This is a genomic window from Lelliottia sp. GFLA7 (assembly GCF_056490165.1).
In genome coordinates this window covers 962,232-975,724 of the sequence record NZ_JBWLAQ010000002.1, presented here as the reverse complement: position 1 = coordinate 975,724, position 13,493 = coordinate 962,232, and the positions used below count along the sequence as shown (strand labels likewise).

The window sequence follows — 13,493 nt, the reverse complement described above, 5'->3', positions numbered from 1 at the left end:
ATAACGGGTGTGTATAATGCGCCCGCTTTTCAGACTGGAGTATTAGCCGTTGTCCGACCTCGAACTTAATCACGAATACTGGATGCGCCATGCGCTCCTGCTTGCCAAACGCGCCTGGGATGAGGGCGAAGTGCCCGTGGGTGCTGTTCTGGTGCACAACAACCAGGTGATTGGGGAAGGGTGGAACCGCCCGATTGGGCGTCACGATCCCACTGCACATGCCGAAATTATGGCGTTGCGTCAGGGCGGTCTGGTATTACAAAACTATCGTCTGCTTGATACCACGCTTTACGTCACGCTGGAGCCCTGCGTAATGTGCTCTGGCGCGATGGTGCACAGTCGCATCGGGACGTTGGTCTTTGGGGCGCGTGACGAAAAAACAGGCGCAGCGGGTTCGCTGATGAACGTGCTCGGCCATCCGGGTATGAACCACCAGGTGCAGGTTATCGACGGGGTGCTTGCACCAGAGTGTTCGGGGCTATTAAGTGATTTCTTTCGAATGCGCCGTCAGCAGAAAAAGCAACAAAAGGCAGAATCGACGTCGTCGCGGGGTGATTGAGTTCATGCGGTGAAACCACCGGATAGCTCTGCGCGATCTGTTTTGCCTTCGTCACTTCCTTTTCCTTTTCCATCAGATAACCCACCAGGCTTATCTGATATTTCCGGATATTTTCCACATAGGCGTAAGCCTCATGCCCACGCGCATAGCCGTAGGTGAGTTTGTTGTACCAGGGTTTCTGGCTTAACAGGGGCAAGCGCTGTTTAACGTCGGACCAGCTGTCCGGGTTTCCTTTCGTTTTGGCCGTCAACGCACGGGCGTCGAGCATATGCGCATAGCCCATATTGTAGGCCGCGAGCGCAAACCAAATCCGCTCTTCTTCCGGCACGGTATCCGGTACTTTTGCCATCATATCCTGCAAATAGCGCGCGCCGCCGCTGATGCTCTGTTCGGCATCGGTGCGATCGGTCAGGCCGAGACTTTGCGCGGTATTTTTGGTGAGCATCATTAGGCCGCGTACACCGGTCGGTGATGTCGCCTGGGCATCCCAATGTGATTCCTGATAGGAAATTGCCGCCAGCAAACGCCAGTCAATTTCCTCGGCATATTTCTCGAAGAGGGGCTGTAAATCGGGCAACACGCTGTCAACGGCACGCAGGAAGCTGCGGGTATCAACGTAATCAAAATCACCGCCGTGCCCGAGATATTTCTCTTCAAGTCGCGCCAGGGTGCCTTCTTCATTCATGGAATTAAAGAAATCGAGAATGGCGGCGGAGAGCGTCTGATCGTCGTCGAGCGGGCTAAACCAGGTGACGGGCTGTTCATCGGTCACATCAAGCGCAACGGCGATTTCTGGATGAACGCGCTGGAAGAAACTGATCGCGACAGAATCAGCGATCGTGTACGCCAGTTTTTTGTCTTTCACTTGCTCCAGCAGCGCAGTGGTACCCAGCTTCTCATCAACCTTCCAGCTCAGATCCGGATATTTTTTTTCTTTCAGGGCACGCAGATCGTCAATGACCACATGGCCCGGCGCGACGGTGAGCTGCTGATCGTTAAGCGTGGCCATCGTGCGCGGACGAACGCCACCGACGCGATACACCACCTGCTGCGATACAGAATAGTATGTCGGGCCGGGCTGATAGTTTTTACTCCGCTCGCTGTTATACACCAGCCCAGCGGCCAGCAGGTCGGCATCGTCATTATCCAGGTCATCAAACAGCTGGCTGATATTCTGACGAACAGTTATTTTGAGCTTCACACCCAGGTAATCGGCAAACTGTTGCGCCAGTTCATAATCCAGGCCAATGATTTTGCCATTCACATTGTTATAGGTCAGCGGGGAGTCGAGGGTACTGACGCGCAGTTCCCCCCGCGACTGAATCGCGGCGATACGGTTTTCGGCTTTGCCGAACCAGGGAATAGAAGGCCATAAGGCCGCTGCCAGCAGCAAGGTGACTATGCCGATGAGCAGATAATTAATCTTGAATTTTTTCAATTAGTTAATTCTCTGCGCCGTGCGATGCCTCAGTGTGCTGTAGTCATGTTATTAATAAGGTTTACCATTGATTGAGCGGCATTTTGCGTAAACTTACGCCAGTTGGCAACTAATTAGAGAGACAGGTCACACCAATCGATAAAAATTCAGAATGATTTTATTTCGACGCAAACGGTTTCGTCGGCGCTCAGGATTCTCTATAATGACGCCCGTTTTCCCCTTGCGCACACTGTAAGCGCCTCAAGCGCTTCGAAGACGAGAGACTTATGATGGAAATTCTGCGTGGTTCGCCTGCACTATCTGCCTTCCGTATCAACAAACTGCTGGCACGTTTTCAGGCTGACGGCCTTCCGGTAAGCACTATTTACGCTGAGTATGTCCATTTTGCTGACCTGAATGCTCCTTTAAATGCAGAACAGCGAGCGCAGCTCGAACGCCTGCTCAAGTATGGCCCAAGTCTGAGCAGCCACACGCCGACCGGTAAACTGATTCTTGCTACGCCTCGTCCGGGCACCATCTCCCCCTGGTCTTCTAAAGCGACTGACATCGCCCACAACTGCGGTCTGAGCCAGATCAATCGTCTGGAACGCGGCGTGGCGTACTACGTTGAAGCATCGACGCTGACAGACGAGCAGTGGCAGACGGTTGCCGCTGAGCTGCACGATCGCATGATGGAGAGCGTGTTTGCCTCTCTGGACGATGCACAACAGCTGTTTTCTCATCATCAGCCTGCACCTGTACAAAGCGTGGATCTGCTGGGACAGGGCCGCCAGGCGCTGATTGACGCCAACCTGCGTTTAGGACTGGCGCTGGCGGATGACGAAATTGACTACCTGCAGGATGCGTTCGTTACGCTGAACCGCAACCCTAACGACATCGAACTGTATATGTTCGCGCAGGCGAATTCTGAGCATTGTCGTCACAAGATTTTTAACGCCGACTGGATTATCGACGGCGAAGAACAGCCGAAGTCGCTGTTCAAGATGATTAAAAACACCTTTGAGAAAAACCCTGAACACGTGCTGTCAGCGTATAAAGACAACGCGGCGGTCATGGAAGGGTCTGACGTGGGTCGCTTCTTCGCCGATCGCGAAAAAGGGCGCTATGACTTCCACCAGGAGCCAACGCATATCCTGATGAAGGTCGAAACGCATAACCACCCGACGGCGATTTCTCCGTGGCCGGGAGCGGCGACAGGTTCCGGCGGCGAAATTCGTGACGAAGGCGCAACCGGACGTGGCGCGAAGCCTAAAGCAGGGCTGGTAGGCTTCTCCGTTTCAAACTTGCGTATTCCTGGCTTTGAACAGCCGTGGGAAGAAGATTTCGGCAAGCCGGATCGCATTGTCACCGCGCTCGATATCATGACCGAAGGCCCGCTGGGTGGCGCAGCCTTTAACAACGAATTTGGACGCCCGGCGCTGAACGGCTACTTCCGTACCTACGAAGAAAAAGTCGATAGCCATAACGGCGAAGAGCTGCGCGGGTATCACAAACCGATCATGCTGGCGGGTGGGATCGGCAATATTCGCGCCGATCATGTCCAGAAAGGCGAGATCGTTGTGGGCGCAAAACTGATCGTCCTGGGCGGTCCGGCCATGAATATCGGTCTTGGCGGCGGTGCGGCGTCTTCTATGGCGTCCGGTCAATCTGACGCAGACCTTGATTTTGCCTCCGTCCAACGTGACAACCCGGAAATGGAACGTCGTTGTCAGGAAGTGATCGACCGCTGCTGGCAGCTTGGTGATGCCAACCCGATTCTGTTCATTCACGATGTCGGCGCGGGTGGTCTTTCGAACGCCATGCCAGAGCTGGTGAGCGACGGCGGTCGCGGTGGTCGCTTCAATCTGCGCGATATTCTGAGCGACGAGCCAGGCATGAGCCCGCTGGAAATCTGGTGTAACGAATCTCAGGAACGCTACGTGATGGCCGTCGCTGCCGATCAGTTGCCGCTGTTTGACGAGCTGTGCCGCCGTGAGCGCGCGCCGTACGCGGTGATTGGTGAAGCGACAGAAGAACTGCACCTGACCATGAATGATCCGCACTTCGACAATCAGCCGATCGATCTGCCGCTGGATGTGCTGCTGGGCAAAACGCCAAAAATGACCCGCGATGTGCAAACCCGTAAAGCGACGGGCAAAGCGCTGGATCTGCATGGTGTGACGATTGCCGATGCGGTAAACCGTGTTCTGCATCTGCCTGCGGTGGCAGAGAAAACCTTCCTGGTGACCATCGGTGACCGTTCCGTGACCGGTATGGTGGCACGCGATCAAATGGTCGGCCCGTGGCAGATCCCGGTGGCGAACTGCGCGGTTACCACCGCGAGCCTCGATAGTTATTATGGCGAAGCGATGGCGCTGGGCGAACGTACGCCGGTCGCGCTGCTCGACTTTGCTGCTTCTGCGCGCCTGGCTGTTGGCGAAGCGCTGACGAACATTGCCGCCACGCAGATTGGCGACATCAAACGCATCAAATTGTCCGCAAACTGGATGGCGGCCGCAGGGCACCCTGGTGAAGACGCCGGTCTGTACGAAGCGGTGAAAGCGGTAGGCGAAGAGCTGTGTCCGGCGCTCGGCCTGACCATTCCGGTGGGTAAAGACTCGATGTCGATGAAAACCCGCTGGCAGGAAGGCAATGAGCAGCGCGAGATGACGTCTCCGCTGTCGCTGGTGATTACTGCTTTTGCGCGTGTTGAAGACGTACGTCATACCATCACACCGCAGCTTTCTACCGACGATAATGCCCTGTTGCTTATCGACCTGGGTAAAGGACACAACGCGCTAGGCGCGACCGCACTGGCGCAGGTTTACCGCCAACTTGGTGACAAACCTGCTGACGTGCGTGATGTGGCACAGCTGAAAGGCTTCTACGAGGCCATTCAGGCGCTGGTGGCCGCACGCCAACTGCTGGCCTACCACGACCGTTCAGACGGCGGCCTGATGGTCACTCTGGCGGAAATGGCCTTTACCGGTCACTGCGGCGTGGAAGTGAATATTGCTGCGCTGGGTGACGATCGTCTGGCGGCGCTGTTCAACGAAGAGCTGGGCGCGGTGATTCAGGTGCGTGCGGCGGATCGCGAAGCCGTAGAAGCGCTACTGGCGCAGCACGGTCTGGCTGATTGCGTGCATTATCTGGGTAAAGCCGTGGCGGGCGATCGCTTTGTCATTGAAGCGGACGGTCATGCGGTGTTCAGCGAAAGCCGATCGACGCTGCGTATGTGGTGGGCTGAAACCACCTGGCAGATGCAGCGCCTGCGTGATAACCCAGAATGCGCTGACCAGGAGCATGAGGCGAAAGCCAACGATAACGATCCGGGCCTGAACGTGAAGCTCTCTTTCGATATCAACGAGGATGTTGCGGCTCCGTATATTTCGACCGGTGCGCGTCCGAAGGTCGCTGTGCTGCGTGAACAGGGCGTGAACTCCCACGTTGAAATGGCGGCAGCGTTCCACCGTGCGGGCTTTGATGCTATCGACGTGCACATGAGTGACCTGCTGGCTGGCCGCATGGGTCTTGAGGACTTCCAGGCGCTGGTGGCCTGCGGCGGGTTCTCCTACGGCGACGTGCTGGGCGCGGGTGAAGGCTGGGCGAAGTCCATTCTCTTCAACAATCGCGTGCGCGATGAGTTTGAAACCTTCTTCCATCGTCCACAAACGCTGGCATTGGGCGTATGTAACGGCTGCCAGATGATGTCCAATCTGCGCGAAGTCATTCCGGGCAGCGAAGCCTGGCCGCGCTTTGTGCGTAACCAGTCGGACCGTTTTGAAGCGCGCTTTAGCCTGGTTGAAGTGACTCAAAGCCCGTCGCTGCTGTTGCAGGGCATGGTGGGTTCACAGATGCCGATTGCGGTTTCGCATGGTGAAGGGCAGGTAGAACTGCGTGACGCTGCGCATCTTGCGACGCTCGAAAGCAAAGGGCTGGTGGCGCTGCGCTTTGTCGATAACAACGGCAAAGTGACGCAGAACTACCCGGCAAACCCGAACGGTTCGGTGAACGGCATTACCGCTGTGACCAACGAAAGTGGCCGTGTAACCATCATGATGCCGCATCCGGAGCGTGTATTCCGCACCGTCAGCAACTCATGGCACCCGGAAAACTGGGGCGAAGACAGCCCATGGATGCGTATTTTCCGCAATGCGCGCAAGCAGCTGGGGTAACCCAGTTGCCTGGCGCCGGACGCTAAGCGTTACGTCCGGCGGATGAGATGTGCTTTCAAAGCCCGGTCCGCGTCAATGCGGCCGGGCTTTTTCATTGTGACGGCGCGCATCTTTAGGTGTCGGTAATCCCCGACAATGGCGCATTTGAGGTGTCTCTAAATGGCGACATTTAACGTCATGATTTATAAGGTGGTCATAAAGTTTGTAATAAGGTGTAGTTAATAAGCGACACTTAGCCTGGAAATCATTCAGGCAATAAGTAACAAGATATTGTAGTAAAATTCATATATTTCATAATGTTAATATTTTGTTTTGATTTTTGGCACGGCTGTTGCATAATATTAACCAGTGGCTCATTCACCCTCTTATGTCAGCCCCTTCGGGACGCGCTACATAAACTTCGAATGACGCACAAAAAGGTGCCTGCCGTCCAACTACTGATTATTGCGCAAGCTTTATCAGGCTCCGGGCGAAACGTCGAGTAAGGCACCGCCTCATTGCATAACAAAGCCGGGTTTTTACCCGGCTTTGTTGTATCTGAAGGGCAGACTCGGTACGCTCTCCAGACCCCCTCACTGAGAGAATCATGCGTTGAAACGCTGGTCTGTTTTTCCTCGCTCCCTGCGACAGCTTGTTATGATGGCCTTCCTGCTCATCCTGTTACCACTGCTGGTATTGGCATGGCAGGCGTGGCAAAGCCTGAATGCGCTCAGCGCCCAGGCCGCGCAGACTAACCGCACGACGCTCATTGATGCCCGCCGCAGTGAGGCGATGACCAACGCCGCGCTGGAAATGGAGCGCAGCTATCGCCAGTATTGCGTGCTGGACGACCGTACGCTGGAAAAGGTCTATCAAAATCAACGCAAACGCTACAGCGAAATGCTGGACGCGCATGCGGGCGTGCTCCCTGACGATAAGCTGTATCAGGCGCTGCGCCAGGATCTGAACGATCTTGGGCAATTGCAGTGCAAAAACAGTGGGCCTGATGCTGTCGCAACGGTCCGGCTCGAAGCGTTTGCCAGCGCCAATACCGAGATGGTGCAAACAACCCGTACCGTGATTTTTTCCCGTGGACAGCAGCTGCAACAGGAAATCGCCGAGCGCGGTCAGTTCTTTGGCTGGCAGGCGCTGGTGCTGTTTATGGTCAGTCTTGGGCTGGTGCTGCTGTTTACCCGAATGATCATCGGCCCGGTAAAAGGCATTGAACGGATGATTAATCTTTTGGGTGAAGGAAAATCTCTCGGGAATACCGTGGTGTTTAAAGGGCCTCGGGAACTGCGTTCCGTGGGGCAACGGATTATCTGGCTCTCTGAGCGACTGGCGTGGCTGGAATCTCAGCGCCACCAATTTTTACGCCATATCTCCCACGAATTAAAAACGCCGCTCGCCAGCATGCGCGAGGGGACGGAACTGCTCGCCGATGAAGTGGCAGGGCCGTTAACCGCCGAGCAAAAAGAGATTGTTGAAATCCTGGATGCCAGTAGCCGGAATCTGCAAAAGCTGATCGAACAACTGCTGGATTACAACCGTAAACTGGCTGATGGCGCGGTTGAACTGGAAAGAGTGGAGATCGAACCGCTGGTGGATATGGTGCTCTCCGCCCACAGCTTGCCTGCGCGAGCTAAAATGATGCATACCGAACTGGATCTCCAGGAGCCAGTCTGTTTTGCAGAGCCTATGCTATTAATGAGTGTGCTGGATAATCTTTATTCCAATGCGGTGCACTATGGTACTGAATCCGGTAACATTTATATTCGTAGTTTCACCCAGGGATCGCGGGTGTGTGTCGATGTTGCTAATACCGGAGATCCCATTCCGGATGACGAAAAAACGATGATTTTTGAGCCCTTTTTCCAGGGAAGTCATCAGCGAAAAGGTGCGGTAAAGGGGAGCGGTTTGGGCTTAAGTATCGCCCGCGATTGCATACGGCGTATGCACGGCGAGTTGTATATCTCGCATGACGATCGCGCCGATGTTTGCTTTCGTATTGAACTGCCTCTTGAGCCGGAAAAATCAATGCAATGAATCTAAGTCTGGTGAGTATGTTACACGTCTTTTCTCGCGCCATTAACGCGGTGTTTTCCCGTAAAATTATCCGTACCGGCCTGCCATGTTTGCTGCTGGCGGGATGCGTTTCCCACGCGCCGAAAAGTGCAATCAGCGATAAACAAGACGATAAATTACCTGAGCATCAGTTGGCCGATTTCCTCTCGACTGATTGCGAAAACATCTGGCAACTGAACGGCCATGATGTCGAAGCGAACCCGTTATTCTGGTTGCGAGGAATTGATTGCGCCGATCGGCTGTCACCTGCGGCGGCGCGCGCACAGGCCCACCAGTGGGCCGATGACACCTGGCAGGACAGTTTCAAACGCGGCATCCTGCTGGCCAATGCCAAAATTAACCCGGTTGAGCGTCGCGTGAACACCACGCGGATGGATGCGCTCAGCCCACAAATTCCTGCGCAAGTTCGCCCGGTGTATCAGCTCTGGCGTGACGGGCAGGTCCTGCAATTGCAGCTCGCCGAAGAGCGCTTCCGTTACAGTAAATTGCAGCAATCCGCTGACGCTGAACTGGATACGCTTCGGTCACAACACCAGTATTTGCGCGCGCAGCTTGAAACCACGACGCGCAAGCTGGAAAACCTCACGGATATTGAGCGTCAGCTATCCACACGTAAGCCAGCCAGCAACTATCTGCCGGACGGACCGAAGACTAACGCGCAGCCGACTAAAACGCCTGATGATGACGTTGGTACTTCGAAACAAGAGGACGTGAAGCCATGACAAGCCGCAAACCTGCCCATCTCCTGCTGGTGGATGACGATCCCGGCTTGCTGAAGCTGTTGGGAATGCGCTTGGTCAGCGAAGGCTACAGCGTTGTCACCGCCGAAAGTGGACAGGAAGGGCTGAAAGCGCTTGGTCGCGAGAAAATCGATCTGGTGATCAGCGATCTGCGCATGGACGAGATGGATGGCATGCAGCTGTTCGTCGAAATCCAGAAGCTGCAGCCCGGAATGCCGGTCATTATTCTCACGGCGCACGGCTCGATTCCTGATGCGGTCGCCGCAACGCAGCAGGGCGTGTTTAGTTTTCTGACCAAGCCGGTGGACAAAGACGCGTTGTATAAAGCCATCGACGATGCGCTGGAACATTCCGCTCCGTCCGTTGATGAAAAATGGCGTGAATCCATCGTCACGCGCAGCCCGATTATGCTGCGCTTGCTGGAACAAGCGCGCATGGTCGCGCAATCCGACGTCAGCCTGCTGATTAATGGGCAGAGCGGCACCGGGAAAGAGATTCTGGCGCAGGCGATTCACAACGCCAGCCCGCGCAGCAAAAACGCCTTCATCGCCATTAACTGCGGTGCGCTGCCGGAACAGCTGCTGGAATCTGAACTCTTTGGCCACGCACGCGGCGCGTTTACGGGCGCGGTGAGTAGCAGGGAAGGGCTGTTCCAGGCTGCAGAAGGCGGGACGCTGTTCCTCGATGAAATTGGTGATATGCCCGCGCCATTGCAGGTCAAACTGCTGCGCGTGTTGCAGGAGCGCAAAGTGCGTCCGCTCGGCAGCAACCGTGATATCGACATTAACGTGCGTATTATCTCGGCCACTCACCGTGATCTACCGAAAGCGATGGAGCGTAAAGAGTTCCGCGAAGATCTCTACTACCGCCTGAACGTCGTCAATCTGAAAATCCCCGCGCTGGCGGAGCGTGCGGAAGATATTCCGCTGCTGGCAAATCATCTTCTGCGCCAGTCGGCGGACAGACATAAGCCGTTTGTGCGTGCGTTTTCAACCGATGCAATGAAACGACTCATGACCGCCGGCTGGCCGGGTAACGTCCGTCAACTGGTGAACGTGATTGAGCAGTGCGTGGCGCTGACCTCTTCGCCGGTCATCAGCGATGCGCTGGTGGAGCAGGCGCTTGAAGGCGAAAACACCGCGCTGCCGACGTTTGTTGAAGCGCGTAATCAGTTCGAGCTGAACTATCTGCGTAAGCTGCTGCAAATCACCAAGGGCAACGTGACGCACGCCGCGCGCATGGCTGGGCGAAACCGTACAGAGTTTTATAAACTGCTGTCGCGCCATGAGCTGGAAGCGAACGACTTTAAAGAGTAATACCGCAAATTTGATTGTTTATGATACTGTGAGCAATCGATTACGAAGCTGCAAAAGACAGGCGTTTAAGGACCCACCATGAAAAAGATTGATGCGATTATTAAACCTTTCAAACTGGATGATGTGCGTGAAGCGCTGGCGGAAGTTGGCATTACCGGGATGACAGTGACCGAGGTGAAAGGTTTTGGTCGCCAGAAGGGCCACACCGAGTTGTACCGTGGCGCAGAGTACATGGTGGACTTCCTGCCGAAAGTGAAAATCGAAATTGTGGTGACTGACGATATCGTGGATACCTGTGTGGATACCATTATCCGCACGGCGCAAACCGGTAAAATTGGTGACGGTAAGATCTTTGTCTTTGATGTGGCGCGCGTCATTCGTATTCGTACGGGTGAAGAAGACGACGCCGCAATCTAATCTGAATATTCCCCTCCCGCTCGGGAGGGGAAGTCCTACTACAGCACTTTATGTGGGCCGAAACATTCGTAATGAATGTTGTCTTTATTCACGCCCAGCTCAACCAGCTGCTTCGCGGCAAACTGCATAAACGCCACCGGCCCACAGACGTAAAACTGCATCTCCGACGCGCTGAATAATCCCTCATGCAGGCTTAAATCCATCAACCCTTCGCTGTCAAAACGTGCATTTGCGCGGTCTGCACCCGTTGGCAGACGGTACCAGGTGTGTGCGTTAAAGCGCGGCAAACCGGTCGTCATGGTAGCTATCTCATCGGCAAAGGCATGCACATCGCCGTTTTCCGCCGCGTGGAACCAGTTAACCTGAGCGCTATGATTGGCTTGAGCGAGCGTGTCCAGCATCGCCAGCATAGGCGTTTGGCCGACGCCTGCGGAAATCAGCGTAACAGGCGTATTGGCATCAACAGTCATAAAGAAGTCCCCCGCCGGCGCGGCAAGATGAACTTCGTCGCCAACCACGGCGTGGTTGTGCAGCCAGCTTGATACCTGACCGCCATCTTCGCGTTTCACGGCAATGCGATAGCCTTTACCGTTTGGTTTGCGAGTCAGGGAATACTGGCGGATTTCCTGATGTGGGAACCCCTCGGGCTTGATCCACACGCCAAGATACTGACCTGGCTGATAGTCCGCGACAGGCAGACCATCAACCGGCTCAAATTCAAAACTGGTGATCAGCGCGCTACGCGGTGTTTTCTCTACGATGCGGAAAGCACGCGTTCCTTCCCAGCCGCCCTTTTTAGTGGCGTGTTCACTGTAGATTTGCGCTTCGCGATTGATAAATACATTCGCCAGCACGCCATAAGCTTTTCCCCATGCATCCAGCACCTCCTGGCCTGGGCTGAACATCTCATCCAGCGTTGCCAGCAGATGGCTGCCGACAATATTGTACTGCTCCGGTTTGATCTGGAAGCTGGTGTGTTTTTGCGCGATTTTTTCGACCGCTGGCAAAAGCGCCGCAAGATTATCGATATTGCTGGCATAAGCCGCGATGGCGTTAAACAGGGCTTCGCGTTGATCGCCGTTGCGTTGGTTGCTCATGTTGAAAATCTCTTTGAGCTCCGGGTTATGCGCGAACATGCGATCGTAGAAATGGGCGGTGAGTTTTGGTCCGGTTTCAACCAGCAGGGGAATGGTAGCCTTGACCGTAGCGATGGTTTGAGCGTCTAACATAGCAATTTCCTTCAGGTGATATTTTAATGATGTATTTTATATGCATCTTATAAAAAATAACCCTGCGTTGTAAATGGGTCTGTGCATCATGAAAAATGTGCATCACAAACCTGAAAAGAAATCCGTTTAAAATCGTGAGAGCTTTATTCCTCAAACCCTTGCGTGGCGTGGAGGTAAACGTTTGCGTAAATTCGTTTGTCAAGACCTGTTATCGAAGAACTATTCGGTTATACTGTGGCGCGTTGTCCAACAGGACCGGCTTTTTAGGCCAAATTTTATTGTTAGCTGAGTAGGAGAAGCGGATGTTAAAGCGTGAAATGAACATTGCCGATTATGATGCAGAACTGTGGCAAGCAATGGAGCAGGAAAAAGTACGTCAGGAAGAGCACATCGAACTGATCGCCTCCGAAAACTACACCAGCCCGCGCGTTATGCAGGCTCAGGGTTCTCAGCTGACCAACAAATACGCTGAAGGTTATCCAGGCAAACGCTACTACGGCGGTTGCGAGTACGTTGATATCGTTGAGCAGTTGGCGATTGACCGTGCAAAAGAGCTGTTTGGCGCAGATTACGCTAACGTGCAGCCGCACTCCGGTTCTCAGGCTAACTTTGCGGTTTACACCGCGCTGCTGCAGCCGGGTGATACCGTGCTGGGTATGAACCTTGCACAAGGCGGTCACCTGACTCACGGCTCACCGGTTAACTTCTCAGGCAAACTGTACAACATCATCCCTTACGGCATTGATGAGTCCGGTAAAATTGACTACGAAGACATGGCGAAGCAGGCTGAGACCCACAAACCGAAGATGATTATCGGTGGCTTCTCTGCTTACTCTGGCGTGGTTGACTGGGCAAAAATGCGTGAAATCGCAGACAGCATCGGCGCATACCTGTTCGTCGACATGGCGCACGTCGCGGGTCTGATTGCGGCAGGCGTTTACCCGAACCCGGTTCCGCATGCTCACGTTGTGACGACGACCACCCATAAAACCCTGGCGGGTCCGCGTGGCGGCCTGATCCTGGCACATGGCGGTAACGAAGAGCTGTACAAAAAACTGAACTCTGCTGTGTTCCCAAGCGCTCAGGGTGGCCCGCTGATGCACGTGATCGCGGCCAAAGCCGTGGCGCTGAAAGAAGCGATGGAGCCAGAGTTTAAAGTGTATCAGCAGCAGGTTGCGAAAAACGCAAAAGCCATGGTGGAAGTCTTCCTGAACCGTGGTTACAAAGTGGTTTCCGGCGGGACTGAAAACCACCTGTTCCTGCTGGATCTGGTTGATAAAAACCTGACCGGTAAAGAAGCAGACGCCGCCCTGGGCCGCGCGAACATCACCGTGAACAAAAACAGCGTACCGAACGATCCGAAGAGCCCGTTTGTGACTTCCGGTATCCGTATCGGTTCTCCGGCTGTGACTCGCCGCGGCTTTAAAGAAGCTGAAGTGAAAGAGCTGGCTGGCTGGATGTGTGATGTTCTGGATAACATCAACGACGAAGCGGTGATCGAACGTATTAAAGGTAAAGTGCTGGATATCTGCGCACGTTTCCCTGTGTACGCCTAATTCTGCTCGCAGTGACATGA

At 54.5% G+C, this 13,493-nt stretch carries 9 protein-coding genes; 7 read left to right on the top strand and 2 right to left on the bottom strand.

Going from position 1 to position 13,493, the window contains the following annotated elements; genetic code table 11:
• Window positions 1–49: 49 nt before the first annotated feature.
• Window positions 50–559, top strand: coding sequence for a tRNA adenosine(34) deaminase TadA (gene tadA, locus AC07RN_RS10150; protein WP_015960038.1), 510 nt, complete (start codon window positions 50–52; stop codon window positions 557–559).
• Here the strand turns inward: tadA and mltF are convergent.
• A complete protein-coding gene (gene mltF / locus AC07RN_RS10145) occupies window positions 444–1,997 on the bottom strand; it encodes a membrane-bound lytic murein transglycosylase MltF (RefSeq protein ID WP_478336260.1) in 1,554 nt (517 codons plus the stop codon). The two genes, tadA and mltF, sit on opposite strands and share 116 nt — an antisense overlap.
• A gap of 266 nt (window positions 1,998–2,263) precedes the next feature.
• Here mltF and purL point away from each other — a divergent pair, with 266 nt between their 5' ends.
• The 5 genes from purL (at window position 2,264) to glnB (ending at window position 10,688) form a co-directional block, all read left to right on the top strand.
• The gene (gene purL, locus AC07RN_RS10140) at window positions 2,264–6,151 is read left to right on the top strand and encodes a phosphoribosylformylglycinamidine synthase (protein ID WP_478336259.1); all 3,888 of its coding nucleotides are present in this window, start codon (window positions 2,264–2,266) and stop codon (window positions 6,149–6,151) included.
• A gap of 591 nt (window positions 6,152–6,742) precedes the next feature.
• A complete protein-coding gene (qseE, locus tag AC07RN_RS10135; protein ID WP_015960035.1) occupies window positions 6,743–8,176 on the top strand; it encodes a two component system sensor histidine kinase QseE/GlrK in 1,434 nt (477 codons plus the stop codon).
• Window positions 8,173–8,937 (top strand): two-component system QseEF-associated lipoprotein QseG, encoded by a 765-nt coding sequence (gene qseG, locus AC07RN_RS10130; RefSeq protein WP_478336258.1) that lies wholly within the window; start codon window positions 8,173–8,175, stop codon window positions 8,935–8,937. Before qseE ends, qseG begins: the two co-directional genes overlap by 4 nt.
• Entirely contained in the window at window positions 8,934–10,271 is a 1,338-nt protein-coding gene (gene glrR, locus AC07RN_RS10125) for a two-component system response regulator GlrR (protein ID WP_015960033.1), read from the top strand. Before qseG ends, glrR begins: the two co-directional genes overlap by 4 nt.
• 78 nt (window positions 10,272–10,349) lie before the next feature.
• Window positions 10,350–10,688: a nitrogen regulatory protein P-II gene (gene glnB / locus AC07RN_RS10120; RefSeq protein WP_002914032.1), complete on the top strand. Its 339-nt coding sequence runs from the start codon at window positions 10,350–10,352 to the stop codon at window positions 10,686–10,688.
• 38 nt (window positions 10,689–10,726) lie between these two features.
• On the opposite strand, the gene hmpA is transcribed toward glnB, so the two are convergent.
• Complete coding sequence (gene hmpA, locus AC07RN_RS10115; protein WP_478336257.1) at window positions 10,727–11,917, bottom strand: NO-inducible flavohemoprotein; 1,191 nt, start codon at window positions 11,915–11,917, stop codon at window positions 10,727–10,729.
• 302 nt (window positions 11,918–12,219) lie between these two features.
• Here hmpA and glyA point away from each other — a divergent pair, with 302 nt between their 5' ends.
• Window positions 12,220–13,473 (top strand): serine hydroxymethyltransferase, encoded by a 1,254-nt coding sequence (gene glyA / locus AC07RN_RS10110; RefSeq protein ID WP_015960031.1) that lies wholly within the window; start codon window positions 12,220–12,222, stop codon window positions 13,471–13,473.
• The last annotated feature ends 20 nt before the right edge of the window (window positions 13,474–13,493 follow it).

Coding starts and splice junctions, on each gene's coding strand:
- hmpA (WP_478336257.1), bottom strand. CDS start 11,917: ATGTTAGACGCTCAAACCATCGCTACGGTCAAGGCTACCATTCCCCTG.
- qseG (WP_478336258.1), top strand. CDS start 8,173: ATGAATCTAAGTCTGGTGAGTATGTTACACGTCTTTTCTCGCGCCATT.
- glnB (WP_002914032.1), top strand. CDS start 10,350: ATGAAAAAGATTGATGCGATTATTAAACCTTTCAAACTGGATGATGTG.
- glyA (WP_015960031.1), top strand. CDS start 12,220: ATGTTAAAGCGTGAAATGAACATTGCCGATTATGATGCAGAACTGTGG.
- purL (WP_478336259.1), top strand. CDS start 2,264: ATGATGGAAATTCTGCGTGGTTCGCCTGCACTATCTGCCTTCCGTATC.
- glrR (WP_015960033.1), top strand. CDS start 8,934: ATGACAAGCCGCAAACCTGCCCATCTCCTGCTGGTGGATGACGATCCC.